Source organism: Phytomonospora sp. NPDC050363, from assembly GCF_040655735.1.
GTDB lineage: Bacteria > Actinomycetota > Actinomycetes > Mycobacteriales > Micromonosporaceae > Phytomonospora.
This window is the reverse complement of the sequence record NZ_JBFAKK010000008.1, coordinates 298,295-324,916: the sequence shown is the minus strand read 5'-3', so window position 1 is coordinate 324,916 and position 26,622 is coordinate 298,295. Positions and strand designations below refer to the sequence as shown.

The following is a 26,622-nucleotide window of genomic DNA, read 5'->3' as shown; positions in this document are numbered from 1 at the left end:
TTCGGGTAATCTTCGCCCGATCATCGGAGCCCGCATGCCCCGCCGTCCCGGCACCCTCCTCCAGTCCCGACCTCTACCGCAGAGGCTGTGGCCCACCGGGGCCTCGGCCGCGCATCGCATCTCCTACCAGGGCATGGGATACCACGGCGGCGGCCGGCTCGTCACCGGCTCGGTGTTCATTCCCGCCGGCGGCGAGCCCGACCACGGTTTCCCCGTGATCGGCTTCGCGCACGGCACCACCGGCCTGTCCGACTCCGCCGCGCCCTCCCGCTCGGGCCTGCCGCGCCTGGAGCGCGACCACGTCGCGAAATGGCTCGCGGCCGGGTACGCCGTCGCCGCCACCGACTACGAGGGCCTCGCCACGCCCGGCCCGCACCCCTACTTCAACGGCGAGGCCGTCGCCGACGACATCGTCGACGCCGTCCGCGCCGCCCACCAGCTCGGCCATTCACTGGCCCGCGACTGGCTCGCCGTCGGCTTCTCCCAGGGCGGCCACGCCGCCCTGTACTGCGCGCACATCGCCACCGCCTACGCGCCCGAGCTCGCCTTCAAGGGGACGGTCGCGCTGGCTCCGGCGGTGTCGCTGAACCGGCTCGTCGCGACCGCCACCGCCGACGGCGAGGGCCCGCTGTCACCGCTGCTGCCGTTGATCCTGGCCGGGATGTCGGTGACCCACCCCGGTTTCACGGCCTCGATCGGGCTGACCGCCACCGGCCGGCGCCTCGTCGGGCAGGCCGCCAACGCCACCTTGCGGGACATGTTCATCGCCGTGCGGGGCGTCACCAACGACGACGCCGGGATCACCGGCATCGCCGCCGACCCGATCGTCGAGGCGACCCTGCGGGCGGCCAGCGTGCCGGTCAGCTTCCTCGACCGGCCCGTGCTGGTCTCGGCCAGCCGCACCGACGCCGTGGTCCCCTACCTGGCCGCCGCCGACTTCGTTTCGCTGCTGCGCGAGACCAACACCGCCGTTCACCACCGCGACTACGACGGCCCCGACCACGCCGGGATGCTCACCGACGGACATCCCGGCGCGCTGTCGTGGGCCGGCGAGCACCTGGCGGCCGTGGTGGTGCCGCCCCCGCCGGGCGACGGCTTCGATCTCATGGACCGCACCGGCGACGGCGTCTTGCGCCGCGACGACTACGAGGCCTTCGGGCTGCGCCTCGTACAGGCCCTGGGGCAGGCTCCCGACGCGCCGGCGGCCCGCGAGGTGCGCCAGGGCTACCGGAAACTGTGGCGGGCCATCAGGGGCGGCGCCGACACCGACGGCGACACGGGGGTGAGCAAGGCCGAGTACGCGGCCTGGATCGCCCGCGAGGCCGAGGGGAAGGGCTTCGCCGACGCGGTCTCACCGCTGGCGAAGGCGGTGATCGGCCTCGTCGACACCGACGGCGACGGCGTGCTCGACCGCGATGAGCTCACCGCGCTGCTCAGCGCGTGCCGGCTGGAGCCCGCCGAGGCCGAGTGGGCGGCCCAGCAGCTCGACGGCGACGGTGACGGGCGCGTGACGGCCGAGGAGATCGTCGACGCCGTCCGCGCGACCTGCCGGGGCGAGGACGCGGCGGCGGGCTGGCTGTTCGGGAGGTTCTAGGTCGCGGCGATCTCGTCGAGGATCGCCGCCAGTTCGGCCGGCCGCGAAAGGAACGGCGAGTGTCCACTGTCGAGGGTGTGCAGTACCGGGCGCGGCTCCCGGGTGTACATCAGGCGCTGCTTGGCGGGGTCGAGGGCGCGGTCGTCGGCGCACTCGACGTAGAAGCGCCGCAGGCCCTCGTCGGCCGTCTCGGCGGCGGAACCGGTGGCGACCGGGCGCTTCAGGACCTCCGGGACCAGCCGAGCGGTCGCGCGCTCGGCGATGGCCGGATCGCAGTCGTGGTAGAACAACTCGCCGGCGAGTTCGGGGCGGATCGACATGGTCCCGGCCTCGCGGTCGAAGACCAGCGCGCTTTCGAAGAGGCCGCCGCGATCCCCGCCGAGATGGTGCGGCGTCTCGCCCTCCCTGAGCATGAAGCCGGCGACGTAGACCATGGCGCCGACCAGCTGGGGACGGAGGCGGGCCAGCGCCGAGATCGCCATGCCGCCGGAGCTGTGCCCGACCAGGATCACCGGGCCGCCCATGGCCTCCAGCGCGGGCAGCAGCTCCTCGGGCCCGCGGCGTCCGCCGTCGAGGTCGGGCGCCTCGACGGTGTGCCCCGCGGCGGCCAGGTGCGGCATGAGTTCGTCCCAGCACCAGCTTCCGTGGAAGGAACCGTGGACGAGCAGGAAGTCTCTCACGACTTCTCCTTCGTGGACGGAAGGCGGCGGGCCAGTGCCCGTCGCAGCCGGGGTTCGAGCGCCGCGCCGTCGCGCGCGGCCTGCCGCCGGACTGTCCAGAAGACCGCCATGGCAACGGCGACGGCGAGTTCGGCCTCGTCGCGGTCGCCGGCGCGGGGGGTGACGGCCTCGACCAGGACTTCGGTGAGTTCGGCGTTGTGCGGCGGGACGAAGCCGGGGTTGCGGGCGAAGAACTCCGGCCACGAGCGGTTCGCCGCAGGGTCCGCGTCGAGGCGCCGGGCCGCTCCCGCGAGGACTTCGGCGACGGCGGCGGGCGCCGACTCCCGCGAGGGCCGGGCGGCGACGGCCTCGGCGAGTTCGGCGGCGCTCCAGGGGGCCTCGGGGGTGAGGGCGTCCTCTTTGGACTTGAAGTGGGTGAAGAAGGTGCTGCGGGCGATGCCGGCGGCGGCGCTGATCGCCTCGACTGACACGCCGTCGACGCCGTGCTGGACGGCGAGCCGGACGGCCGCCTCCTGGATGGCGCGGCGCGTCGCCCGCTTCTTGCCCTCCCCGCGCTGGGTCATGTGCCGAGACTAGCCCGAAAATTGGACGGTGTCTAATTTTCGCGTGGCCGCCCCGCCGGAACGACCGCCCCTCTCACAAGGTGAAGGCGGCCCGCTCCCCGGTCTCCAGGACCGTCTTGAGGTTGGACAGGATCTCCGGCCAGCCCTGGCTGATGCCCTTGAGCATCTCGGCGCCCGGCGCGAAGCCGTCGTGGACGACCGTGAGCTTGGCGCCCTCGCCGGAGGGCTCGATGTCGAAGCTGACCTTCGAGACCTGCTCGTCCTTCAGGGCGGCGAACTCCTCGTGGGTGAGGTGCGGGAAGTACTGCTCCATCTCCGGCTCGTAGGTGTGCCAGGTGTAGACCAGCCGCTTGCCCGGCTCGGCCTCAAGGACCCGCTGGCCCCAGTCGTGGGTCTGCCCGCCCGACTCGATCTTCCACAGCACCTTCGAGCCGACCTGGAAGTCGGACTCGGGCCCGGCGCCGTCGAAGTACCGCCGGATGAACTCCGGCTCGGTCAGGGCCCGGTACAGCTTCTCCGGGGTGGTCTTGATGTAGGTGACGTAGACGAAGCTCGTGTCGCCCATGGCGTTGCCCTCCAGTGCCTGCTTGAGGCCGGCGAGCGCACGCGCCCGCCCTTGGTCGTAGCGGCTGATCCAGCGGTCGGCGATGTCGTTGACGGGGGCGGCGTTGAGGTGGTGGAGCTTCTCGCGCCCCTTGCGGAAGGTGACGACCAGGCCGGCGTCCTCCAGGATCGCGAGGTGCTTGGTGACGGCCTGCCGGGTCATGTCCAGTTCAGTGCACAACTCGCGCAGGGTCTGGCCGTTTCGCCGGTTGAGTCCGTCCAGGAGCGCCCGGCGGGTCGGGTCGGCGAGAGCTTTGAATACCGCGTCCATCTTCGGCTTCCCTGCGGAATCAGGCAACCATTCGGCTGCCTTTTCAGCATAGGCAGCCAAATGGTTGCACGTCAAGTGTCACCCATCACTCGCCGTTGACCTCAACTTCGGTTGGGGACCTAGCTTCGGCCGTGACGAGAGGAGATCCATCATGACCATCCTGGTCACCGGCGCCACCGGCAACACCGGCCGCCACGTTGTCGACCATCTGCTCAAGCGGGGTGCGCGAGTGCGGGCACTGACCCGCGACCCCGCGAAGGCAAAGCTTCCCGAGGGCGCCGAGGTGGTCGCCGGCAACCACAACGAGCCCGCGACGCTCGGCTCGGTCTTCGACGGCGTCACCGCCGTGCACATCACGGTGACCTCCGGGGTCGCCGAGTCGGGGCCTGAGTTCGTGAAGAAGGCCCTCGCCGCGGGCGTCGAGCGCTTCACGATCCTGTGGGGCGGCTACGTCGGTCCCGCCGAGCAGGCCGTCGCCGAGTCCGGCGTGACCTGGACGCGCCTAGAGCCGCAGGAGTTCATGGCCAACGCCCTCGACTGGCGCGAGGACATCAGGGCCGAGGGCGTCGTCCGCGCGCCCTTCCCCGACGTGCGCGGCGCCGTCGTCCACGAGGGCGACATCGGCGAGGTCGCGGCGGTCGCGCTCACCGAGGAGGGGCACCACGAGAAGGCCTACACCATCAACGGGGACGAGGCGCTGACCGCGCCCGAACGCGTGTCGATCCTGTCGAAGGCCCTCGGCCGCGAGCTGCGCTACGTCGAGACCAGCCACGAACAGGCCGTCCAGAAGCTGCTCGACCAGGGGGTCTCCCAGGCAGACGCGGACTATGTCGTCGGCTGGCACGCCGACCCGCCGCCGGAGGCCTACACCCCCGACGGCACGCTCCAGCGCGTCCTGGGCCGGCCGCCGCGCACCTTCGCCCAGTGGGCCGAGGAGAACGCCCACCGTTTCTAGCCGCGGACGCGGGGTGGGTTCGCACTCACCTCGCGCGGCCGTGCCCGCGACCATGGGAGGTCCCGGCGCGGGCGTCGAGACGGCGCTCCAGCTCGGGCCAGCGCTCATCGGGGAATCTCGGCGGCAGCAGGACCAGGGCGCGGTCGAGCCACCCGACGACCCCGTTGAACTCCGGCGCGCTCAGGTCGATGTCGGCGAACAGGTACTGCCAGCCCGACACGCCACGGGTCAGCAGCAGCATCTCCATGTATGTGGAGTAGTCGAGTTCCAGAGAGTCCAGCCGGTGATGGTTCGTGTCGTAGAACCACAGCTCCGGCCGGTTCTCGGTCTCATGGCGCAGCCCGGTCAGCCGACCCGACTCTGTCGCCTCGATGATCCGCATGCTCGCCATGGTCTCGGCCTGCCCGTCGGGCAGCATCGGGTCGTCGTGCAAGAACGGCCCGCCGTCCAGGCAGGCCCGCACGTCGGGGATCCGGAACTCGCCGCCGAGGCGCTGGTCGGCGCTCCGCCAGCGCGCCTGGACCTCCCGCGCGCCCAGCCAGTAGGGCTCGACGCCGTCGGCGAAGGAGCGCTTGGACTCGACGAGGACCGGCGGGTCTCCCGCCCAGGACTTCTCGGAGCGGGCCTCGACGACCGTGTCGTCCCAGTCGTCGAGCCCGGTGATCATCGCGTTGACGCGTTCGTGAAAGTCCGTCCGCATGCCCTACTGACTACCCAAGAGCCTTGCCCAGCATGTCCACGGCCCATGTGAGCTCCTCGGGAGTGACCACCAGTGGTGGCGCCAGCCTCAACGTGTCACCGTGAGCCTCTTTGCACAGCACCCCGTAGGCGGCCATGCGCTCGCAGATCACGCGCGCGTCCGGCGCGTCGGCGGTCAGCGTGACCCCGGCCCACGGGCCGCGCGTGCGGACCTCGGCGATGTGCCGGTTTCCCAGCCCGCGCAGGGCCGTGTCGAGGTGGGCGCCGAGCTCGGTCGCCCGCTCCTGCCACTCGCCCGTGGAGAGCATCGCGACGACCTCGCGCCCGACCGCCGCCGCGAGGGGGTTTCCCCCGAAGGTCGAGCCGTGGCTGCCGGGGGTGAACACGTCCATCACCGCGCGGTCGGCGACGACGGCCGACAGCGGCAGGATCCCCCCGCCCAGCGCCTTGCCGAGCAGGTACACGTCGGGCACGACGTCCTCGTGGTCGCACGCGAAGGTGCGTCCGGTGCGGGCGAGGCCGGACTGGATCTCGTCGGCGACCATGAGCATCCCGTGCTCGTCGCACAGCTCCCGGACCCCGCGCAGCCAGCCGTCGGGCGGCACGACCACTCCCGCCTCGCCCTGGACGGGCTCCAGCAGGACCGCGACCGTCTCCGGCGTGACCGCCGCGCGCAGGGCGTCGAGGTCGCCGTACTTCACGACGTCGAAGCCGGGCGTGTAGGGGCCGTAGTCCTCGCGGGCGACCGGGTCGGTGGAGAAGCTGACGATCGTGGTCGTGCGGCCGTGGAAGTTGCCGTCGAAGACGATCACGCGGGCCGTGTCGGCGGGCACGCCCTTGATCCGGTAGCCCCAGCGGCGGGCGAGCTTGACGCCCGTCTCGACCGCCTCGGCGCCGGTGTTCATCGGCAGCACGGCCTCCTTGCCGGCCAGCGCGGCAAGCTCGGCGCAGAACTCGCCGAGCTGGTCGGAGTGGAAGGCGCGGCTGGTGAGGGTGAGCCGGTCGAGCTGGCGCTTGGCGGCCTCGACCAGGCGCGGGTGGCGGTGGCCGAAGTTGAGGGCCGAGTAGCCGGCGAGCAGGTCGAGAAGGCGGCGGCCGGAGACGTCGGTGACCCAGGCGCCCTCGCCGTGGGTGAGGACCACCGGCAAGGGGTGGTAGTTGTGGGCGCCGTGAAGTTCCTCAAGCGTGATCGACATCGTGTCCCCCTAGTTGAGCGTTGACGAGCACGGCCGACGGGTCGGCCGACAGGTTCGGGCGCGAGGGCGGCGCGCCGGCGGCGACGAGGAGGTCGCCGACGGCGGCGATCATCGCGCCGTTGTCGGTGCACAGGCGCGGAGGGGGGATCCGCAGCTCGATGCCGGCCTCCTTGCACCGCGACGCGGCCAGGTCGCGCAGGCGGCCGTTGGCGGCCACCCCGCCGACGATGACGAGCGTGCCGACGGCGTGCGCGCGGCACGCGGCGATCGCGCGGGCGGTGAGCACGTCGGCGACGGCCTCCTGGAAGGACGCGGCCACGTCGGCGACCGGAATCGGGCCGTCGTGGCGCTCGACCCACCGCGCCACGGCGGTCTTGAGTCCGGAGAAGGAGAAGCCGAAGTCGCCGACGCGCGCCCGCGGGAAGGCGATGGCCTGCGGGTCGCCCTGCACGGCGATCCGGCCGATGGCGGGCCCACCGGGGTAGGGCAGGCCGAGCAGGCGGGCGACCTTGTCGAAGGCCTCCCCGGCGGCGTCGTCGGCGGTGTCGCCGATGTGCGCGATCGGCCGGCGCACCAGGTCCTCGACGAGCAGGAGCGAGGTGTGCCCGCCGGAGACGATGAGGACGACCGAGGGGGACGGCAGCGGGCCGTGGCCGAGGACGTCGGCGGCGGCGTGGCCGGCGAGGTGGTGCACGCCGTAGAGAGGGACGCCCAGCGAGGTCGCGTAGGCCTTGCCGGCCGCGAGGCCGACGTTGAGCGCGGAGGCCAGGCCGGGCCCGGCGGTGACGGCGACGGCGTCCACGTCGGACATGGCGACGCCGGCGGTCGTGAGCGCGGACTTGACCATGGGGACGAGCGCTTCGAGGTGGGCGCGGGCGGCGATCTCGGGGACCACGCCGCCGAAGCGGGCGTGCTCGTCGACGCTGGAGGCGAGCGCGTCGCCGAGCAGGACGCCGTCGCGGACCAGGCCGACGCCGGTCTCGTCGCAGGAGGATTCGATGCCCAGTACGAGAGGCATGTCAGGTGGGCCCGTCGGTGCTCATGGCCCGAGTATGGCTTATTGCAAGGAGATTGCAATAAGGAGGGGCGACCCGCGGGTGTGACCACCGGGACGGCTGCGACAGGCGGGTTGACCTGGGAAAAGAGGGGAGAAAAAAGGCCGAAGGCCCGATCCTGACGAATCGGGCCCCCGGCACATTGGTCACTCGTCTTGATCAGACAGGACGGACGTTGTCCGCCTGCGGGCCCTTCTGGCCCTGAGTAACCTCGAACTCGACCTTCTGGCCCTCATCCAGCGAACGGTAGCCGCTCGACTGGATCGCGGAGAAGTGGACGAAGAGGTCTGCGCCGCCGTCGTCCGGGGCGATGAAACCAAAGCCCTTGTCCGCGTTGAACCACTTGACTGTGCCTTGGGCCATGATCGGCCTTCCTAACTTGAGGGTATTCCCTGGTCACTCTACCTTTTGTCAGGCGAGGAAATACCCGGGTGACACGATCATCACACGAGAGCCGGTCGCGGCTGCCGCCCACCCCCACGGTGATCTGCGAGAACAGGCACTTTCGGCCTTCGCAATTGCCTGGCAGGATTGCCGCCGTGCAGCCGATTCAGCTCCTGCGGCTCGGCCGCGTCATCCCCGTTGTGGTCATCGAACGGGTCGACGACGCGGTTCCGGTCGCCAAGGCACTCCTCGCCGGTGGCGTCTCCACCCTCGAGTTGACCCTGCGGACCCCCGTCGCCCTTGAGGCGATCAGCCGCGTCGCGAACGCGGTGCCCGAGATCCTGGTCGGCGCCGGGACGGTGGTGTCGGCGGCGCAGGCCCGCGACGCGGTCAACGCCGGCGCCCGCTTCCTGGTCTCCCCGGGCTCGCCGCCCAACCTCGTCGACGCGATGCTCGACCAGCGCGTCCCGGTCCTGCCCGGCGTCGCCACCATCACCGAGGCGATGGCGATGCTGGAGCGCGGGCTGACCGAACTGAAGTTCTTCCCCGCCCAGACCTCGGGCGGGACCGCGCAGCTGCGGGCCTGGCAGGGGCCGCTTCCCCAGCTCACCTTCTGCCCGACCGGCGGGATCACGCCCGACACCGCCGCCGACTTCCTCGCGCTGCCCAACGTGGCCTGTGTCGGCGGGAGCTGGCTCACGGCGCCGCAACTGCTGCGAAACGGTGAATGGCAGACGATCGCCGCCCTGGCGGCCAAGGCGGCGGAGTGGTGACGGTGGGCGGACCGCAGGGGGGTTACGGCCCGCCCACCCGCTAACGGGGGATCGTTGCCTGGGTACCCAGGCGGAAACGGCGGTAACCGCCTTCGGCGGGAGTTTTCGCGCGGGAGGGCGAAGAAGGGTCGGGAAGGGTCGGGTAGGGCGAAACGGCGTGGAAGGTGGGGGGGCGGGGATGGAGCCCGGCGCGCTGGGGAGGAAGGCCGCCGCGATGGTGGCGGAGTCGGGCGCCGAGGTTCGGCCGGGGCTGTCCGACGCGGAGTTCACGGCGGTCGAGGCGCGGTACGGCTTCGCGTTCGCCGACGACCACCGCGCGTTCCTGGCGGCGCGGGTGCCGGTCGGACGCGGCTGGGTCGACTGGCGCGACGGTGACGAGGGGACCATCCGGCACCGACTCGCCTGGCCGGTGGAGGGCGTCTTGTCCGACGCCTCCGGTCCGCTCGGAGTCTGGCATCCGACCTGGGGCGAACGTCCCGACCGGGACCGCGAGGCCCTGGCGATCGCCCGGAAACACCTCGCCGACGTGCCCCGGATGGTGCCTGTCTTCTCGCATCGCTACCTGCCCGCCGGTCCGGGCGGCGGTGGACGTCCCGTGCTCTCGATCCACGGGGCCGACATCATCGTCTACGGCGACGACCTGGTCGACTACGTCGGCCGCGAGTTCGGCGTGACCGTCGACCATCGGGCGGACGGGACGCCGACCGTGGAGTTCTGGCGGGACCTGGTCGGCTGACCCATGGCTCGCACGGTTCAGGCCGGCTCCCAGATCCGCGGGTGTCCGGCCTCGCGGTCGTAGGCGGGCGCGCGCCTGAGGCCGAACGCCGACGGATCGAGCCCGTATGTCATCCAGCGCCCGTCCCCGAGCACCGCCGACCGGGATCCGGTCGGTTCGGGATAGGTGACCTGGCCCCGGATGCGCATCGACGGCAGGTCGAGGAGCCAGTGGCGGTCAGGCCCGGCGAGGACGTCGCTCTCGTTCGTGGAGGCGAAGACCGTTGTCGCGGTGAGGAACCTGGGCGCCCACTGCCAACGGGACTCGTAGTCGGAGTCCTCCTCGATCCGGGCCTCGCTGACGCCCTCGAACATCGGCGGCGCGAGCGATCCGAGCAACTCGCCGTCGGCGAGCCGGTGCACGGCCAGGGAGGACCGGCCGTCGTCGAGGGCGAGATAGTGCCCACCGACCGCACCGGCGTCGGTCACGACATTCCCGACGCCGGTCTGCTCGACGTGCAGCGCCGATCCGTCGAAGCGGCCCCACAGCAGGGAGTCGCCGTCCAGACCCATCCGACTGGAGTCGGGGTGGGTGATGTGCCCCGACGCGTGGGCGTAGGTCGTCACGTCCGCTTGGGCGAGGACCTTGCCGGTGGCGGCGTCCAGGACGAGCCACGCGTGGTCAGGCGACGCCTTGTGGGCGTCGACGATGGTGATGCCCGTGCGCACGTGTGCCCAGACCAGGCGACCGTCGGCGGAGAAGTGGGCCGACCCGCAAGCGGGGGCGCGGTGCTCGTCGTCGTCGGCGTACTCGGCCTCGTCACGGTGCGACTCCTGGCAGCGCCACGCCCAGCACGCGTGCCGGTGCTCCCAGCGCGTCCGCCCGGAGCGGTCCACGGCACGGAGGGCGTGCGTCCCGCAGAAGACCGCGAGTTCGAGCGATGGCGAGACCGCCGTCGGGCAACCCGCCCAGGGGGCGGGGAACACGGCGGGCGTGCCGTCGACGAGGGCGGCGAGGTCGTGAACGGTGAGAGCGTCGACGGCGTGGACGCTCAGCAGCGTCTTGCCAGGGTATTTGGTGACGTCGATGCGGCGGCCGTCATGGAAGCCGGGGAGGGTGGTGACCAGGCGCGCGGGAAGAACGGTCATGCGGATCATGGTCGTCAGTCGACGCCACCCTTCACAGGGAACCGAGCGGCCTCGTGAAGCCGATCGCCCGCTCGGCCGCGCGCACGCCCTCCTGCGAGCGTTTGGTCAACCCTGCGTCCGACGAGCGTTCGGCGTTGGTGAGCGCGTTGCGGAAGTACCCGGCCGCGCGTTCGGGTTCGTTCTCGATCATCCCGGCCCGTCCGGCGTCGATGTAGATCTCGGCGAGCAGCACGGGATCGTGGATGCGGCGGGCGAACTCGACGGCCTGCGTGTGGTGGTCGCGGGCGGTGTCGAAGGCCCCGGTCATCGCCGCCGCCAGCGCGAGCCTGCTGTGCACGAGCGCCTCGCCGAAGGTGAAACCGGCGTCGGTGGACGCGGCGAGGGCCTGCTCAAGGCGCAGGGTCGCCGAGATGACCTCGCCCTGTTCGAGCTGGGTGGCGCCGAGGAAGAAGAGCGCGACGGCGACGCCATGACGCTGCCCGGCCTCCTCGAACAGTTCGAGGGAACGCTCGAAACGCCCGAAGGCGCTGCTGTGGTCGCCTTCGGCGAGGTCGATCTTGCCGAGGTCGCTGTGCGCTCCGGCCGTGCTCACCACGTCGCCGTGCTCGGTGAAGATCGCCATGGCCTCGGTGATGCGCTCGCGGGCCTCGACGTAGCGGCCGAGGTCGATGAGCGCGGTCCCGCCGTTGGCGAGCGCGTAGGACTCCTGGTCGCGGTCACCGGCGTGGCGGGCGAGGGTGTGGGCGCGTTCGTAGTACTCGATGGCGCGGGCGGGGTCGCACCGGCTGGAGTAGGCGTTGCCCTTGAGCAGCGAGAACTGGGTCTGGGCCGCGACGTCGCCGAGCCGGTGTGCCATGTCGAGCGCGAGGTCGGCGGTGGCGTTGAGCTGCTCGTACTGGCTGCGGAGAAGGAAGTACCGCCACAGCAGCCCGGCGAGGGTGAAGACGTAGCTGGACAGGTCGGCGCGTTCGGCGGCGATGACGGCCGCGACGATTCCGGTGGACTCCTCGTCGAGCCAGGCGAGCGCGTCGGCGTAGTCGGGGAAGACGGTCTTGTCCACGGCCGCGTCCGTGGCCAGGCCGCGCGGCGCGATCTTCCAGATCGCCGAGCCCGTCATGCCCGTGTACCAGTCGAGCAGTCCGCGCAGGAGCCGCTTCTGCTCGCCGGTCTCGGTGGCGCCGAGGTGCCCGGTGACGTACTCGCGGACGAGGTCGTGGAACTCCCAGCGGTCGCTCCCGGCGCGCCCGACCATGTGCAGCGTGGCGAGTGCCTCCATGTGGGTGCGGGTCGACGTCTCGTCGCGGGCGGCGAGCGCGGCGAGGGAGCCCAGGCTCATGTCGGGCCCGGGGTGGCTGCCGGTGAGCCGCAGGAGGCGCTGGGCCTCGGGGGCGAGGGTGGCGTAGGAGAGGTCGAAGGTGGTGCGCAGCGCGGTGTCCGGGTCGTCCGGGACGGACAGTGTGGACAGTCGGCCGGCGTCGCGTACGCGGGCGGCGAAGTGGGCGATGGACCGGCGCTCGTCGACGGCGAGTTGCGCGGCCGCCAGTCGCAGCGCGAGGGGCAGGGTGCGGCAGAGTTCGACGAGGTCGACGGCGGCGCCGGCCTCCGCGCGGACGCGCTGGGCGCCGAGGAGTCGGACGAGCAGCTGGACGCCCTCGTCGAGGCTGAGTCCGTCGACCATGACGGGGTGCAAGTCGTGGGAGACGGCGAGGCCGCGCAGTTCGACGCGGCTGGTGACCACGACGAGGCAGGTCGCCGCGCCGGGCAGGAGGGGGCGGACCTGTGCGGCGTCGCGGACGTTGTCGAGGACGATGGCGACCTTGCGGCCGGCGAGCAGTGAGCGGTAGAGCGACACACGCTCGTCGAGGTCGGTGGGGATGTCGTCGGCGGTGGTGCCCAGCGCACGCAGGAAGCGGTGGAGCACAAGGGAAGGCGTGACGGGCGCGGTGTCGGAGAAGCCCTTGAGGTCGGCGAAGAGCTGTCCGTCGGGGAAGCGTCCGCTGATCGCGTGGGCCCAGCGCACGGCCAGGGCCGTCTTGCCGATGCCGCCGGGGCCGACGAGCGCGATGATGGGCGGTGGCGCGGTCGGTTCGGCCTCGGCGACGGCCCGGTCGAGAAGCCCGTCGAGGGTCTCGATGGTCTTGGTGCGGCCGACGAAGGTGCCGAGATCGCCGGGCAGCTGGCGCGGGACGACGACCGCCGGGGGCGGTGGATCGCCGCGGTGGTCGGCGAAGCCGCCGTCGGTGCCCGGCTCGCCGGACAGGCGACGCGTGGCGTCGACCCACACGCTCACCGTCTCGGGGTCGCCGCCGCACGCCTGAACGAGGGCCTCGACGACCTCGGCGCGCGGCGCGGTGGTGCGGCCGAGGACCGTCGCGAGGGTCGAGGCGGGCAGCCAGTCCCCGGCGTCGCGGGCGCGCTGCTCGATCTCGCGGTAGCTCAGTCCGGCCGAGGTCTTCAGCGCCCGGAGCATCTCGACGAGTTCGCCCGATGTCCTGGCGCGCCTGGGATCTGGTGCTTCAGCGCCGGGCATGCGCCTCCTCCATGGGGTGGGAGGCTCATTATGCGTGCGCCCGCTCGCGGCTCACAAGGGTCTTGCCATCGCCCTGCGAAGGTGACGCGGTCGGCGGCGGGAGGGTCGATCGTGCTGACCTGCCCGGCCGCGCCGGGCACCAGTGTGGCGGTGTTACGCCGCTCACCGGTGAACGACCGCGCCGGCCAGTCGCCGCAGTGTCTCCTCGGCCGCCGAGCCCGGCGCGGCGTGGTAGATCGCCACGCTCTGGCCCTCGTCGTCGGGCAGCCGCAGCAGTTCCGAGGTCAGCTCCAGCTCGCCGCCGCCGGCCAGCAGGTAGGTCCGGGTCGAGGTGGCGCACATGTCGACCGGCTGCTCGGCCCAGATGCCGGCGAACTCCGGCGACGCGCCGAGCAGTTCCTCGACCAGGGCGGTGAGCTCGGCGTCGCCGGGATAGCGGGCGGCGGCCACCCGCAGGAACGCGACGTTGTCGCGGGCCTTCCCGGCCCAGTCGGCGTAGAGGCCGCGCGCGTACGGGTCGCGGAAGAGCATGCGGATCACGTTGAACGGCGGCGCGCCGAAGTCGAGGTGCGGGGCCACGACCCGCTGCGCGAGCCGGTTCCAGGCCAGCACGTCGAAACGACGGCCGAGGGCCATGACCGGGACGTCGTGGACGGCCGCGACCATCGAGGCCAGACTCGGCCGCAGTCGCTCGGGGCCCTCCTCGCGCTTCGGGGCCGGACGCACGAGCCGGTACAGGTGCGCGGTCTCCGTGTGGTCGAGGCGCAGCACCCGCGCGATCGCGTCGAGGACGGAGTCGGAGGCGCCCTCGGCGGCCCCCTGTTCGAGCCGCGTGTAGTAGCCCATGCTCACGCCCGCCAGCTGCGCCAGCTCCTCCCGCCGCAGGCCGGCGACCCGCCTGTGCCGGACGCCTTCGGGGAGGCCGACCTCACCGGGCTTGATCCGGGCGCGGCGGGAGCGCAGGAACTCGCCGATCTCGCTCATGATCCCCAGTCTGCCTGCACCTGCGGGATGTACCCACGACAGAGCTCTGGCTGGGCGGTCGCGGCGGACGCAGAGTGGTGGCGAACCAAGGAATCCCCCTCGAAAGGCAAGTAACCATGACAACCACCGCCATTGACGCGAAACAGGCCGGCCGGCTCGGCACTGTGGGCTGGCTGACCCTGCTCACCTTGTGCGGGGCGACCTTCATGGTCGGCCTCGACTACTCGATCGTCACCGTCGCGCTTCCCGCGATCGGCGAGAGCCTCGGCTTCACCGGTGCCGGGAGCCTCCAGTGGGTCGCGACGGCCTGCCTGCTGCCGACGGCGAGCCTGATCCCGCTGTTCGGCCGGGTGTCCGACATCGCCGGGCGCCGCCGCCTGTTCGCCGCCGGGGTCGCGCTGTTCACGCTGATGTCGGTCGTGGCGGGCCTGGCGGTCTCGCCGGGAATGCTGATCGGCGCGCGCGTCGGGCAGGGAGTCGCGGCGGCCATGATCGGCCCGACCGCCCTGGCGCTGCTCACCTCGGTGTTCCCGGAAGGGCCGCGCCGCGCCCGCGCCCTGGGCGTCAACGGCGCCCTGCTGTCGCTCGGATTCGTCGTCGGCACCATCGGCGGCGGCGTCATCACCAGCGGACTCGACTGGCGGTGGACGATGGCCCTGCTCGCGGGTATGGGCGCGCTGATCCTCGCCGGGGCCCTGACGCTGGTCCCCCGCGACGGCGCGCGCGGCACCGCCGTCCTCGACGTGCCGGGCGCGCTGTTGTCGAGCGCGGGACTGTTCGCACTGGTCTACACCATCGCCACCGGCGGCGAAGCGGGCTGGACCGCACCGTCCACTGTGGCCGGCCTGCTCGCGGCCGCGGTGCTGCTGGGCGCATTCGTCCGCGCCGAGTCCCGGCACCGCACACCGCTGGTACCGCTGGGCCTCCTGCGCCGCCGCGACGTCGCCTGGTCGGGCGTCGCGGGACTGGTCACCTTCGGCATGTGCGGCGGCGCGACGCTGCTCCTGAGCCTCTACATGCAAGACGCGCTCGGCTACACCGCGCTCCAGACCGGCCTCGGCTTCCTCGCCGAAGGACTCGCCGCGCTCGCCGGCGGCCTGCTCGCCGGGCGCCTCATCGGCCGCTTCGGGGCCGTCGCGGTGATCGGCGCCGGACTCGCGGTCCAGGCGGCCGGAACCGGTGCCATGGCGCTGCTTCCCGACGGCGGCGACCTCGGCATGCTGCTGGTCACCTCCGGCGCCATGGGATTCGGCCACGTCCTGGCGGTCGTCGCCTTCATCACCACCATGACCGCCGGTGCCCGCGACCATGAGCAGGGCGTCCTCGGCAGCCTCGCCCAGATGCCGCAGAACGTCGGCGCCATCGGCGTCGCGGCACTGGCGGCGATCGCCGCGGGAGCGGGACTGGGCACGGCCTTCGCGGTGGCGGGAGCCGTCGCGGCGGTGGGCGCGGTCGTGAGCGTCAGCGGGCTGCGGCGGCGATGAAGCCGATGGTTCAGCCCCGGACCCGCTCGGCGAGCCAGTCGCCCAGGACCCGCTCGTACTCCGGGTGCACGCCGTCGCCCACCCAGGGCTCGTGGTCGCATCCCGGCAACCGCACCACCGTCGCCGGCTCGTGTCCTCCGCGTGCCCGGGTCTCGGCCCACACCCGCACCGAGTCGTCGATGGGCGTCCACTCGTCGGTTTCACCGTAGAAGCACAAGACCGGCGCGGCGAGCCGCTCGTAGGCGGGCGCGATGTCGAAGTCGAGGTCGGGCCACAGTTCACCGGGCAGGGCGGCGGGGACGCGCTCGGGGTAACCGAGCAGCGGCCACCACGGTTCGTCCTTCACCTCGTCGACGCGGGCGTGCAGCGCCGCCAGGTCGGCCTTGCCGCGCAGGTAACCGTAGAACAGGTCCTGCAAGGCGGCCAGTTCGCCGACGCGGTCGCCGAAGCCGTGCTTGCGCAGCTGTTCGGCGAGCCCGTAGCGCATCTGCTCGCCGGGGCTGACACTGCTTCCGGAGACGTTGACGACGAAGGCGAACTCGTCGGGCCAAGTGGCGGCGGCCAGGGGAGCGACCCAGCCGCCGCCTTGGCTGAAACCCCACGAACCGATCGGGGCTTCGCCGATGTGGCGACGCAGCAGCGAGGCGGCCTCGCGCGCGTCGTCGGCCTGGACATGGAACGGGACGTCGTGTCCGCCGTTGGGCCGGCGGTCGTAGCGCAGGACCGCGATTCCCTGCGGCGGCAGGGTTTCGGCGAGATGGCGGTACAGGCGGAAGTCGCGCTGCCCGCAGTTGGATCCGTGCAGGGGAACGAGTCCGCCGAGGATGGGGCCCTCGGGCAGGGTGAGAGTGGCGGGCAGGTCGGCGTCCCGGGCGCGGATGGCCAGTTCCATCCGGCAATGATGTCAATGAGACGTCACAGTGTCAAGCATTGTGACGCCGGACTTCAGCGTTCGGGCGTACCAGCGTGAGCACACGGCGAGACCGCGCGGGACGGATGTCCCGCGCGGTCGAAGCATCGCCTGCTCACAACCCCATGGCGGCGATGATGATCGGCATCACCAGCGGATGCTGATCGTCGCTCTTGGCGTCGGTCGAGCCGATCGAGTAGACCAGGATCCGCGACCCGTCGCGCAGCCCGCCGACACCGTTGACGTACCCGGGCCGGGCGCCGGTCTTGCCCCACACCTCGGTGCCGTCGGGCAGGAGGCTCAGCTGGAGCCCCATGCTGCGGGTGGCGGCCTCGTCGTCGGACGGGTCGGTGTCGCCGTCGAAGACGGGCACCTGCGGGAGGGTGAACATGTTCTCCAGCTGCGGACCCGGCACGACCTCGCCGGCGAACAGCGCGGCGGTGAAGCGCTCCAGGTCGCCCGTCGTGGAGATCATGTCGCCGGAGGCGAAGCGGTCGGAGACGTTCCAGCGGGTCACGTCGACGAAGCGCTCGCGGCCGCCGGGCTCGGTCACCAGCTGGTATCCCCTCTGGTGCAGACCTTTGACGCCGACGGCGTCGCCTGGGGCGTAGGTGTCGTGCAGGCCCAGCGGCCTGGTGATCCGCTCGCGCAGCTGCTTCTCCCAGGTCGAACCGGTGACCTTCTCGATGACCAGTCCACTCAGGACGGTGTTGATGTTCGCGTACTGCTGCTTCGTGCCCGGCGTGAAGAGGAGCTCCTTGCCGGTGAGGGAGGCGCGCACGTACTCCTCGGGCGTCCACCGGTCGAAGCGGTGCTCGTACTGCCAGGCGAACTCGTCGGAGCCGGGAACGGCCATCGACGGCAGGCCGGAGGTGAAGTTCAGCAGCCGCCCGACGGTGATCGGCGGGTAGTCGGCCGGGAGGAGACCGGGCAGGTAGTACTGGACCGAGGTCCCGAGATCGACGCGGCCCTCGGCGACCAGCTGGAGCACGATCGCGGTGTTGAAGACCTTGCTGACACTGCCGATCCGCACCCGGGCGCCGGAGTCGGCCGGCGCCCCGGTCCGGCGGTCGCGCACACCCGAGGCGCCCGCCCAGTCCTGCGAGTCGTCGACGTCGTCGACGCGGACCAGCGCGGCGGTGGCGCCGTCGTTCGGCAGTGCGGCGATGGCCGCGGCGAGGCCCTGCTTGTTCACCGGGCCCAGTTCGCCGGCGGCCGAGGCCGGCGCTGCGGCGGTGGCGGTGGCGGTGCTCGCGAATCCACTCAGGAGGGTCGCGGCGATGGCGGCGGTCAGTACCGCGCGGCTTGTCTTCTTCATGTCGGGCGCTCCGGATCCATGCGTCGTGGGTATGGGCCCAAGCCTGTCGCCGCGACCGCCCTCCGCCATCGCCGTGCCGAGCGGTTCCGGCCGTGGTCCGCGCGGGTGACCGAGCCCGTCCGCACTCACTCTCACGACTGACTCCGAGGCCCGCGACCAGGGGAGACCCTCGCGGCCCCAGGGCTGAACCCCGAGACGCCCCCTAGCCGCCGTGGGTCGCCGGGACTAGCCGCAAGACCCGTCCGCGCACCGATGTGAGCAGGGGGCCCGCGACCGCAGTCTTACGAAGTCGATCAACCGCCCCACCTCGAAGGACTCGCATCATGGACCCCCGACACCTCACCTGGCTCGGATACTCCGCCCTGCTCGGCCTCGTCACCGCCGTCATCGCGACGCTCCTCGGTCACTTCGAGGCCGACGCGGTGCTGAGCCCCTTCGGGCACACGATCTCCGACTACGCCGCCGCCGACCGCGCCGGTGCCGTCGAGACCGGCATCTTCCTCGCCGGACTGGCCGCGCTGCCGCTGCTCGGGGTCATGAAGGCCGTCGGGGCACCGATCTCGCGGACCGTGACCGTCCTGTTCGGACTGTGGAGCGGCGGCCTGCTCGTCACCGCGATCGTGCCGACCGACCCCTTGGACCACCTCACCGTGAGCACCGCCGGGTACGTCCACCGCTACGCCTCGACGCTGGCCTTCGCCGCGCTCGTCGCCGCCGGGATCGCCCTTGCCGCCGGGCTTCGCCGCAGTGCGGCCTGGCGCGACCTGAGCGGCGTCGTCGCCGGGCTCAGCGCGGTCGCGGTCCTCTCGGCCGCCGCGGTCACCTGGGCGACCTACTTCGGCGACCGGATGCTCATCGGCCTCAGCGAGCGCGTCATGGCCGCCGCGATGCTCGGGATGCTCATCATCCTGGCCGTCCGCGCCGTCCACCTCCAGCGCCTCACGGTCGTTTCGGCCCGCGCCCTCGCCGCCTGACACCCCTTCGTACGAACGGCCCGGATCCGCCGCGATCCGGGCCGTTCGGCGTCCACACGCCCGTCGGCGAGCGGGGAGACTTGCCCGCACGGTGCACTATTGCCGGGTGACCCTGCGTTTCGACCATTCCGCGACCGACGTCGAATCCCGCGAGGAACTCGACTTCCGCATCGCCGAGGGAACCCTGTCCGGCCTGACCGTCCAGGGCCTGGATCTGCGCCAGGACTACCCCGACCTGGCCGCCGTCGACGTCGCCGACGCGATGTTCATCGGCTGCCGCTTCCCGGCCGGGGAGAACGCCGCCGAGCTGATCACCCGTGGCGCGCACGTGATCCCGACCTTCGGCGAGACGCCCTACTCGACCCAGCCCGGCCACCTCTACACGGCGAGCGAACTGGCCGCGGGCTTCGACGAGGGCGGCTTCGAGGGCATGTTCGACACCCGCGTGTACCGGCACTACGTCGAGCGCGGAGAGGCCATGCCCGAGACGCGCGAGGCGCTCGCGCAGCGCCTGCACGACTCGGGGATCGACAACGCGCTGCTCGACCTGATGCGCGGCTGGGCCCACTACCAGGGCGGGCCGGTCGTCGGCGTCATGGGCGGCCACGCCGAGCTGCGCGGCACGCCGGAGTTTCGCAAGGTCGCCCGCCTGGGACGCAAGCTCGCGCGCGCCGGGGCGCTGGTCGTCACCGGCGGCGGACCGGGGGCGATGGAGGCCGCCAACCTCGGCGCCTATGCCGCCGACACGACGGAGGCGGAGCTGTCGCGGGCCGTCGACCTGCTGGCCGACCACCCCGACTTCCACGACCACGATCCCTTCACCGCCGTGGCCCTGCGCGTGCGCAAGGAGCTCGGCGACCACGACCACGACGGCATCGCCGACACGACCTGGTCACGCCAGGGCGGGCTGTCGATCCCGACGTGGCTCTACGGGCACGAGCCGGCGAACCTGTTCGCGTCGCGGATCGCCAAGTACTTCTCCAACGCCATCCGCGAGGACACGATCCTGCGGCTGGCGCGCGGCGGCATCGTGTTCGCGCCCGGCCGGGCCGGGACCGTCCAGGAGGTCTTCCAGGCCGCCACGAAGATCTTCTACAACTCCGACGGGCCGACCGGGCCGATGGTCTTCCTGGGCGTCGACTACTGGACCGCGCTGCCCGCTCCGGAGCTGCTGCGGACCCTGCTGCGCGGCAGCAGGACGGGCGACGAGTCCGGGCTGGTGCACGTGACCGACGACACCGACGAGGCGGTCGCGCTGCTGGTCGGCGGCTGATCTTCGGCGGCTGAGCCTCAGGCCTCGTCGAACTCGCCGGTGGCGATGTCGGCGAGGAAGGCCGACCAGTTGCCGCGGTCGAGGGTGAGGACCGGGCAGTCGAGGCCGGCGAGCTTGGAGTCGCGGATGGCGACGTGCGCGACCGAGGTCGTGGCGACCTGCACGCAGCGAGCACTGCCGGCGACACCGCGCGTGCTGGCACGCCACGTCGCCCGTTCGAGCGCCATGCGGTTGTCGGTCATTGCGAGCTCCTCGTTAAGCCGGGGGATGGCCGAGAACCCGAATTGGGCGATCTTGCTCCCGTTCCGGGCGATACGAGTCGAGCGTAACGCCGGGTCACCGCCTGAACGTGGTCTCGTGAGGAAGATGGGTCGAGCGCCACAGTGTCGCTGCGCACTTCCGGCCGCCCGCCGCCTTGTGGTGCCGGATCTGTTTGCGCCAGAAGGCATCCGACCCCGGCGAGGCGGCGCGCCGACCACCGACGGAGCGGGGTTGGCCCAGCCGTTACCCCTGCGGGTACAGAGGAGGGCCGGCCCCATCGCCGTATGCCGGTTCCTCCACGACGAGACCGCTAGCTGCCCGCCCCCTGGTAGTGCCGGATCTGCCGGTGCCAGAAGGCGTAGGACCCCGCGAAGAGCAGCGCGCCCACTACCGGCGACAGGTACGCCAGCCACGCCGGCAGGCCCAGCTCGTCGGTCCGTCCCAACAGGACGGTCGTGGGCAGGTAGGCGACGAAGGCCACGGGCAGGATCGTCAGCGCCAGCTGCCCGGCGCGGCCGAAGACCTTGCCGGGGTAGTTGCCGTAGAGGTTGAAGACACTGTCGACGGTGAAGCGGGCCTGCCGCGTGCCGAGGGTGCGAAAGGCGATCGCCGACATCCCCAGCTGGAAGGCGCCCTCGACCATGCCGCCGCCGAGGATCGCCAGGGCGAGGAAACCCAGGCGCCAGGCGTTCCAGTCGACGTCGACGAGCGACATCGCCGGGATCAGCAGGACGAGGCCGGCGAGGAGGTCGCCGAGAGGGTGCAGCCGAAAGCGGCTGGTCATGAGCTGCACCAGGGGATTGACCGGGCGGATGAGGAAGCGGTCGAAGGTGCCCTCCTGCACGAAGTCCTCGACGAAGCGCAGCTGGTTGAAGGGCAGCGCCCAGACCGCGTGCGCGACCAGGCGGATCCCGTAGAGCAGCGCGACGTCGGAGATGCTCCAGCCGCCGATCTCCCCGAAGCGCGCGAGCATGACCCACAGCGCGAAGAAGCCGACCGACTGGAAGACCGCGCCGGCTGCCATGGTCATGAACAGGTCGGCGCGGTACTGGGCCATGCCGCGGATGGCGCCGCCGAGGAGGATCCCGCCGGCCTTGAGCTGCCAGGCGACCGAAGCGCGCACCGTCATCCGCCCTGCACCACCACTCGGTTCACGGCGCGGCGCCAGACCAGCCAGGTCAGCCCGCCGATCACGGCGAGCCAGAGGAACTGCACCCCGATCGCCTGCCACACGCGGGTTCCCTCGAAGCGCCCGACGTAGATCGCCAGCGGCGTGTAGACCACCGCCTGCCAGGGGAGCCATTCCAGGATGGTGCGCAGCCAGTCGGGCATGACCCACAGCGGGACCAGGACGCCGGAGAGGAAGCCGCTGAGCACCGAGTACAGGAACTCCATGCCGCCCATCTCCAGGGTCCAGAACACGACCGAGGCGACCAGCAGGCCGATGCAGCAGTTCAGCAGCCAGCCGACCAGTGTGGACAGCAGGTACCAGCCCAGCGCTCCCTCGGCGGGTGCGGAGAGGTCGCTGAACAGGAAGATGACCGGCAGCATCAGCACGATCATCGGCGTCTTGACGATGAGCTGGGCGACCTGACCGCACACCTGCTGCGTGACGATCCCGACCGGGCGGGCCATGTCGGCGCCGATCTTGCCGTCGCGCACGCGGGCGGTGAGCCAGTCGATGGTGTCGTCCCAGTTGATCAGGTTCTGGATGGCCGCCAGGGAGACGTAGGTCGTCATCACCGACAGCGAGACACCGTCCAGAGTGGACCGTCCGTTGTAGATCGCGCGCCACAGCGCGGCCATCAGGACGAGCTGCATGGCGGGCGCGATCAGCCAGATGAGGATGTCGGTGCGGTAGACGTACACCGAGCGGATGCGGTTCTCGGTGAAGGCCCAGCGCGCGCCGAGCCCGCCGGCGAGGCTCACCGCGACTCCCGTTCCAGGTACATGCGGCGGATCACGCCCTCCAGGTCCGGTTCGCTCAGCGAGAGGTCGGTGACCTCGTACTTCGCCGACACCTCCGCGATCAGCGCCGCCGCCGGGGTCACGCGGGGATCGAAGGACAGCCACACGCGCCCCTCCTCGGCGCGCACCACGTCCGCGGCGGCCACCGCGACGTCGGCGGGCGAGGCGAGCTGGACGACGAGTTCCCGGTGCGGCGCGTAGGTCTCCTTCAGCGGCCCCACCGGGCCGTCGTAGAGGACCTTGCCGTGGTCGATGAGGACCAGGCGGCGGCACAGGCGCTCGACGTCGTCCATGTCGTGCGTGGTGAGCAGGACCGTCGTCCCGGTGTCGCGGTTGAGTTCGGCGACGAACTCGCGGATGCGCTCCTTGGCGATCACGTCCAGGCCGACGGTCGGCTCGTCGAGGTAGAGGATCGACGGCTCGTAGATCATTGCCGCCGCCAGGTCGCCGCGCATCCGCTGCCCCAGCGAGAGCTGCCGCACCGGAGTGTCCAGAAAGGACGACATGCCCAGGATCTCGACGAAGCGGTCGAGGTTCTCGCGGTAGCGCGTCTTCGGGACCTCGTAGAGGCGGCCGATCATGCGGAAGGAGTCGATGAGCGGGAGGTCCCACCACAGCTGGCTGCGCTGGCCGAAGACGACGCCGATGTTGCGGGCGTTGCGCTCCCGGTGCTTCCACGGCACCACCCCGGCGACTTCGAGGTGGCCGGAGGTCGGGGTGAGGATGCCGGTGAGCATCTTGATCGTCGTGGACTTCCCCGCACCGTTGGGGCCGAGGTAGCCGACGAGTTCGCCCGCCTCGACGGTGAAGGAGATGTCGTCGACGGCGCGGGTGACCTCGTAGTCGCGGCTGAAGAGGGTCCGGACGGTCGCGAAGGCGCCCTGCTTGCGGCGGACGCGCTTGAACTCTTTGACGAGGCCTGCGGTCTCGATCAGGGGCATGGCGCCAGGTAAGCACCGCCCGGGCCGAGCGGCAAATGATTTACAGCACAGTGAATCCTTCGGGATCGACGCGATCCCTAGGATCGAGACCAGCGACGACGGTGAGGCGGTGACCCCATGAGGGACCGATACGAGTCCGCGGCCGACCAGGCCATCCGCCAGGCGCAGGAGCGCGGCGAGTTCGACAACCTGCCCGGCATGGGCAAGCCCCTGCCGGGAGCCGGTCAGCATCTCACCGAGGACTGGTGGGTGCGCGACCTGGTCGCCCGCGAGAACATCACCGGCGTGCTGCCACCGGCGCTGGCGCTCAAGCGCGAGATCCAGGACCTTCCCGGCAAGCTCGCCGCCCTGCCGACCGAGGCGGAGGTGCGCGAGGCCGTCGAGGAGCTCAACACCCGGATCATGAAGGGGCTGCGCGGGCCGGTCGAGGGGCCGCCGGTGACGGTGATGCCGCTGAAGATCGAGACGGTCCTGGAGAACTGGCGCCGCCGCACCTAGCGAAAACGGCCCGCGACCGTGGGTCGCGGGCCGTTCCGTCTACCAGAAGACGCCGAAACCGTCGCCGGTCTCGCCGCTGCCGGGAACACCGTCGGAGTCCTGCGAGAGGAACTTCGCGGCGGTACCGGTCAGCCCGGCCGCATTCGAGTAGATGACGGTCAGGGCGCCGCGGCCCTGGTCCTCACCGCTCGCTCCGACGACCAGCGCCAGGTGGCCGTTGCCCTTGACGTCGAGGAAGCGCAGGCTGGAGCCCCAGTGGTCACCGGTCTCGCTGCCGCCGGGGATGCCGGAGGAGTCCTGCGTCCACGCCTTCGCCTTGCTCGTCGTCAGACCCGAGGCGCCGCCCGGGATGACCGTCACGAACGCGTCGCCGGACGAGTAGATCGCCAGCTCGGCGAAGCCGTCGCGGTTGTTGTCGCCGGCCGCCAGCGTCGAACCGTAGAAGTCGTTCGACCCCGCGCCGCCCGGCAGTCCGCTGGTGTCCTGCGTGAACTGGACCGCGCCGGTCGTGCCGATCTTCGTCCCGCTGGAGTACAGGACCGTCACCGTTCCGGCGTCGGCCTTGCGTTTGCCGTCGGTGCCGGTGACCGGCGAGCCCGGCGCGCCGACCGCGAGGTCGGCCTTGCCGTCGCCGTTGAAGTCGGCGAGCACGACCTGGGCGCCGAACATGTCGGAGGAGTCGCCCTTGTCAGGGTTGAAGGAGCCCGAGCCGCCGGGGACGCCGGAGGTGTCCTTGGTGAAGAACTGCGAGGTCGAGGTGAAGCCGTAGGCCGTTCCGTAGAAGACGCTCACCGAGCCGGTCGACCACTGCTTGACCTCCCAGTCGTACATGGAGCCGACCGCGAGGTCGTCGAAGCCGTCGCCGTTGATGTCGCCGGCCGACATGGCGTAGCCGAAGAGTTCGTTCTCGTTGTACTCACCCGGCGGGTCGTAGATGGGCAGGCGGTCGTTCGACGACAGTCCGGCCCCGGCCATGCCCCGGTAGACGTAGGCGGAACCGTTGTAGGAACCGGGTTCGCCGACGGCGAGGTCGTCGACGCCGTCACCGTTGAAGTCGCCGGCGGCCATCGAGATGCCGAAGCCGCCGTACTCGCCGCTGACGGAGAGGGTGTCGACGCCGGTCGTCGTCAGGCCCGTCGCCGAGCCGTAGAAGACCAGCACGCTGCCGGCGTTCTTGGCCGAGCCGAGGTCCTCACCGGTCAGGGACGCCGCGAGGTCGGCGTATCCGTCGCCGTTGAAGTCGCCGCTGGCGGTGATCTCGCCGAGCAGGTCGCCGTCCTCGTTGCTGCCGGGAACGCCCGCGACGTCCTGGTGGATGGCGCGGCTGCCCGCTCCGGTCGCACCCGTGCGGGTACCCGGGAGGATGTAGAGCTGGCCGGTGTCGGTGTCGTCACCGAGGTTCTCGCCGGGGGCTCCGGCGACGGTCTCGGCGAAACCGTCGTTGTTGAAGTCGAAGGCGCGAGGCCTGACGATCAGCGAGGCGGTCGCGACGGCCGGCTGGTGGCCTTCGCCCTCGGCCGAACTGAAGGTGTACTCGTTGACGCCGGTGACCGAGGGGGCCTCGGTGAAGGTGAACGCGCCCGAGGCGGGCACGGGGATCGTGCCGAGGTCGTGCGTGCCGGTGGCATCGGTGCGGGACACGGCGACGGTGGCGTTGGCCGGACCGTTGGCCAGGGTGCCGGTGATCCGGATCCGGTCGCTGAAGCGGACGCCCTTGGGCGCCTTGACCGTCAGGGCCGTGGCGGCCTTGGTGGCGTAGCGCTTGAAGTACACCGACTCGCGGCTGTTCTCGCGGATCACGCCCACGAGAGTGTCGCCGAGGAACGCGACGCTGCGGGGGGTCACGGGCGAGTAGTAGTCGAGCGCGAACTTGCGCACGACTTTGGTGTCGCTGGACGCCAGGTCGTGGACCAGGTAGGAATCGGCGCTGGGGCTGCCGTTATCGGACACGGCGGCGAAGCGCCCGTCGGCGCTCAACGCGACCGACTCGGACCGGCCGGGCGTGGTGATCGTCTTCTCACGCGACAGGTCGGAGGTCCGGTAGATCTCCAGGTCGCCGCAGGTGACGAGGACGCGCTCGCCGTCGGGCGTCAGGACGGCGTCGTCGCAGTACGAGCGGCCGCCCGTGGCGACCTCGGCGGGCGTTTCACCGGAGACGTCGTAGACGCGGAACACGCCTCCGGCGCCGCTCTCGGCGAGGAACAGCCGGTCGGGACGGTCGGGCAGGGCGGTGAGCCGGCCGGGCTTGGCGGTGAAGACGCCGGTGGTGGCGATACCGGTGGCCGGGTCGAAGACGCCCACGCCTCCGACGGTGGTGTCCGCGCAGGAGTCGTAGGAGTACCAGAGTTTCCCGCCGGTGAAGGCGATCGTGCGGGCGCAGTCGACGGCCGGGAGCGCGACGGTGGTCGTCGCGTAGGTCTGGGTGTCGATGGCGACGATGCTGCGCGTGTCGCCGCCCTGGAGGGCGTAGACGGTCGAGCCGTCGCCGCTGATGGTCAGGTCCATGATGTAGCCGAGGTTCGCGACGGTCTGCTTGACCACGCCGCCGGCGTCGATGGCGACGACCGTCGGCGGGGAGTAGGTCGCGACGAAGACCTGCTGGTGGAGCGGATCGGCGACCAAGTCGCGGAAGATGTCGCCGATGACGACCTTCGCGTCCGGGACGACGTTGACCGGCTCGGCGGCGGCGGGTTGTGCGACGGCGACGAGCCCCGCCGACGCCGCGATGACGGCGGCGGCGAAAAAGGGCATGCGTTTGGCGCTGGGGGTTCCAGGCAAAGGGCACCTCAGAAGTGAAAGGGCGCGTCCTTGGGATCGGAGCGCAATGGGCCCGACGATTCCATCA

General features: G+C 71.5%; 25 protein-coding genes. 8 read left to right on the top strand and 17 right to left on the bottom strand.

The window, feature by feature from the left end; translation table 11 throughout:
- Positions 1–34: 34 nt before the first annotated feature.
- On the top strand, positions 35–1,594 hold the full coding sequence (locus AB0I28_RS23485; RefSeq protein ID WP_357496566.1) for a lipase family protein: 1,560 nt from the start codon (positions 35–37) through the stop codon (positions 1,592–1,594).
- Here AB0I28_RS23485 and AB0I28_RS23480 read toward each other — a convergent pair.
- From AB0I28_RS23480 to AB0I28_RS23470, 3 genes are all read right to left on the bottom strand, one after another.
- Complete coding sequence (locus AB0I28_RS23480) at positions 1,591–2,274, bottom strand: alpha/beta fold hydrolase (RefSeq protein ID WP_357496564.1); 684 nt, start codon at positions 2,272–2,274, stop codon at positions 1,591–1,593. The two genes, AB0I28_RS23485 and AB0I28_RS23480, sit on opposite strands and share 4 nt — an antisense overlap.
- Entirely contained in the window at positions 2,271–2,837 is a 567-nt protein-coding gene (locus AB0I28_RS23475) for a helix-turn-helix domain-containing protein (RefSeq protein WP_357496562.1), read from the bottom strand. Before AB0I28_RS23475 ends, AB0I28_RS23480 begins: the two co-directional genes overlap by 4 nt.
- A gap of 73 nt (positions 2,838–2,910) precedes the next feature.
- Positions 2,911–3,711: a metalloregulator ArsR/SmtB family transcription factor gene (locus AB0I28_RS23470; RefSeq protein WP_357496560.1), complete on the bottom strand. Its 801-nt coding sequence runs from the start codon at positions 3,709–3,711 to the stop codon at positions 2,911–2,913.
- Positions 3,712–3,862: 151 nt separating this feature from the next.
- Here AB0I28_RS23470 and AB0I28_RS23465 point away from each other — a divergent pair, with 151 nt between their 5' ends.
- Positions 3,863–4,666 (top strand): NmrA family NAD(P)-binding protein, encoded by an 804-nt coding sequence (locus tag AB0I28_RS23465; protein ID WP_357496558.1) that lies wholly within the window; start codon positions 3,863–3,865, stop codon positions 4,664–4,666.
- A gap of 25 nt (positions 4,667–4,691) precedes the next feature.
- Here AB0I28_RS23465 and AB0I28_RS23460 read toward each other — a convergent pair whose 3' ends face one another.
- The 4 genes from AB0I28_RS23460 to AB0I28_RS23445 all read right to left on the bottom strand — a co-directional run bounded on the left by AB0I28_RS23460 (position 4,692) and on the right by AB0I28_RS23445 (position 7,979).
- On the bottom strand, positions 4,692–5,366 hold the full coding sequence (locus AB0I28_RS23460) for a hypothetical protein (RefSeq protein ID WP_357496556.1): 675 nt from the start codon (positions 5,364–5,366) through the stop codon (positions 4,692–4,694).
- Between the two features lie 10 nt (positions 5,367–5,376).
- Positions 5,377–6,561, bottom strand: coding sequence for an ornithine--oxo-acid transaminase (gene rocD, locus AB0I28_RS23455; protein ID WP_357496554.1), 1,185 nt, complete (start codon positions 6,559–6,561; stop codon positions 5,377–5,379).
- Positions 6,545–7,579: a tRNA (adenosine(37)-N6)-threonylcarbamoyltransferase complex transferase subunit TsaD gene (gene tsaD, locus AB0I28_RS23450; RefSeq protein WP_357496553.1), complete on the bottom strand. Its 1,035-nt coding sequence runs from the start codon at positions 7,577–7,579 to the stop codon at positions 6,545–6,547. Before tsaD ends, rocD begins: the two co-directional genes overlap by 17 nt.
- Positions 7,580–7,775: 196 nt before the next feature.
- Complete coding sequence (locus AB0I28_RS23445; RefSeq protein WP_184788963.1) at positions 7,776–7,979, bottom strand: cold-shock protein; 204 nt, start codon at positions 7,977–7,979, stop codon at positions 7,776–7,778.
- A 176-nt stretch (positions 7,980–8,155) separates the two neighbouring features.
- On the opposite strand from AB0I28_RS23445, the gene eda reads away from it, so the two are divergent.
- Positions 8,156–8,773: a bifunctional 4-hydroxy-2-oxoglutarate aldolase/2-dehydro-3-deoxy-phosphogluconate aldolase gene (gene eda / locus AB0I28_RS23440; RefSeq protein WP_357496550.1), complete on the top strand. Its 618-nt coding sequence runs from the start codon at positions 8,156–8,158 to the stop codon at positions 8,771–8,773.
- A gap of 178 nt (positions 8,774–8,951) precedes the next feature.
- On the top strand, positions 8,952–9,509 hold the full coding sequence (locus AB0I28_RS23435) for a hypothetical protein (RefSeq protein ID WP_357496549.1): 558 nt from the start codon (positions 8,952–8,954) through the stop codon (positions 9,507–9,509).
- A 17-nt stretch (positions 9,510–9,526) separates the two neighbouring features.
- Here AB0I28_RS23435 and AB0I28_RS23430 read toward each other — a convergent pair whose 3' ends face one another.
- The 3 genes from AB0I28_RS23430 to AB0I28_RS23420 all read right to left on the bottom strand — a co-directional run bounded on the left by AB0I28_RS23430 (position 9,527) and on the right by AB0I28_RS23420 (position 14,150).
- Positions 9,527–10,636: a hypothetical protein gene (locus AB0I28_RS23430; protein WP_357496547.1), complete on the bottom strand. Its 1,110-nt coding sequence runs from the start codon at positions 10,634–10,636 to the stop codon at positions 9,527–9,529.
- Between the two features lie 31 nt (positions 10,637–10,667).
- A complete protein-coding gene (locus AB0I28_RS23425) occupies positions 10,668–13,166 on the bottom strand; it encodes a tetratricopeptide repeat protein (protein WP_357496545.1) in 2,499 nt (832 codons plus the stop codon).
- Between the two features lie 162 nt (positions 13,167–13,328).
- Complete coding sequence (locus AB0I28_RS23420; protein WP_357496543.1) at positions 13,329–14,150, bottom strand: helix-turn-helix transcriptional regulator; 822 nt, start codon at positions 14,148–14,150, stop codon at positions 13,329–13,331.
- A gap of 116 nt (positions 14,151–14,266) precedes the next feature.
- Between AB0I28_RS23420 and AB0I28_RS23415 the strand changes: the two genes are divergently transcribed.
- Entirely contained in the window at positions 14,267–15,634 is a 1,368-nt protein-coding gene (locus AB0I28_RS23415) for an MFS transporter (protein WP_357496541.1), read from the top strand.
- 10 nt (positions 15,635–15,644) lie between these two features.
- On the opposite strand, the gene AB0I28_RS23410 is transcribed toward AB0I28_RS23415, so the two are convergent.
- Both AB0I28_RS23410 and AB0I28_RS23405 read right to left on the bottom strand, forming a co-directional pair.
- Positions 15,645–16,526, bottom strand: coding sequence for an alpha/beta hydrolase (locus AB0I28_RS23410; RefSeq protein WP_357496539.1), 882 nt, complete (start codon positions 16,524–16,526; stop codon positions 15,645–15,647).
- Positions 16,527–16,659: 133 nt separating this feature from the next.
- On the bottom strand, positions 16,660–17,862 hold the full coding sequence (locus tag AB0I28_RS23405) for a serine hydrolase domain-containing protein (RefSeq protein WP_357496537.1): 1,203 nt from the start codon (positions 17,860–17,862) through the stop codon (positions 16,660–16,662).
- A gap of 323 nt (positions 17,863–18,185) precedes the next feature.
- Between AB0I28_RS23405 and AB0I28_RS23400 the strand changes: the two genes are divergently transcribed.
- Together AB0I28_RS23400 and AB0I28_RS23395 are read left to right on the top strand one after the other, a co-directional pair.
- Complete coding sequence (locus AB0I28_RS23400) at positions 18,186–18,836, top strand: DUF998 domain-containing protein (RefSeq protein WP_357496535.1); 651 nt, start codon at positions 18,186–18,188, stop codon at positions 18,834–18,836.
- Positions 18,837–18,942: 106 nt separating this feature from the next.
- Positions 18,943–20,109: a hypothetical protein gene (locus AB0I28_RS23395; RefSeq protein WP_357496533.1), complete on the top strand. Its 1,167-nt coding sequence runs from the start codon at positions 18,943–18,945 to the stop codon at positions 20,107–20,109.
- Positions 20,110–20,126: 17 nt separating this feature from the next.
- On the opposite strand, the gene AB0I28_RS23390 is transcribed toward AB0I28_RS23395, so the two are convergent.
- The 4 genes from AB0I28_RS23390 to AB0I28_RS23375 form a co-directional block, all read right to left on the bottom strand.
- Complete coding sequence (locus AB0I28_RS23390; protein ID WP_357496531.1) at positions 20,127–20,351, bottom strand: DUF397 domain-containing protein; 225 nt, start codon at positions 20,349–20,351, stop codon at positions 20,127–20,129.
- A 329-nt stretch (positions 20,352–20,680) separates the two neighbouring features.
- Positions 20,681–21,499: an ABC-2 family transporter protein gene (locus AB0I28_RS23385; protein WP_357496529.1), complete on the bottom strand. Its 819-nt coding sequence runs from the start codon at positions 21,497–21,499 to the stop codon at positions 20,681–20,683.
- Positions 21,496–22,299 carry an ABC-2 family transporter protein gene (locus AB0I28_RS23380; RefSeq protein WP_357496527.1) on the bottom strand — a complete coding sequence of 268 codons (804 nt, stop codon included), beginning with the start codon at positions 22,297–22,299 and terminating at the stop codon, positions 21,496–21,498. The genes AB0I28_RS23385 and AB0I28_RS23380 overlap by 4 nt, the downstream gene beginning before the upstream one ends.
- Positions 22,296–23,279, bottom strand: a complete 984-nt coding sequence (locus AB0I28_RS23375; RefSeq protein WP_357496525.1) for an ATP-binding cassette domain-containing protein — start codon at positions 23,277–23,279, stop codon at positions 22,296–22,298. The genes AB0I28_RS23380 and AB0I28_RS23375 overlap by 4 nt, the downstream gene beginning before the upstream one ends.
- A 117-nt stretch (positions 23,280–23,396) precedes the next feature.
- Here AB0I28_RS23375 and AB0I28_RS23370 point away from each other — a divergent pair, with 117 nt between their 5' ends.
- Positions 23,397–23,777: a DUF1992 domain-containing protein gene (locus AB0I28_RS23370; protein ID WP_357496523.1), complete on the top strand. Its 381-nt coding sequence runs from the start codon at positions 23,397–23,399 to the stop codon at positions 23,775–23,777.
- Positions 23,778–23,816: 39 nt separating this feature from the next.
- Here the strand turns inward: AB0I28_RS23370 and AB0I28_RS23365 are convergent, their stop codons facing one another.
- The gene (locus tag AB0I28_RS23365; RefSeq protein WP_357496521.1) at positions 23,817–26,528 is read right to left on the bottom strand and encodes a hypothetical protein; all 2,712 of its coding nucleotides are present in this window, start codon (positions 26,526–26,528) and stop codon (positions 23,817–23,819) included.
- Positions 26,529–26,622: the final 94 nt, after the last annotated feature.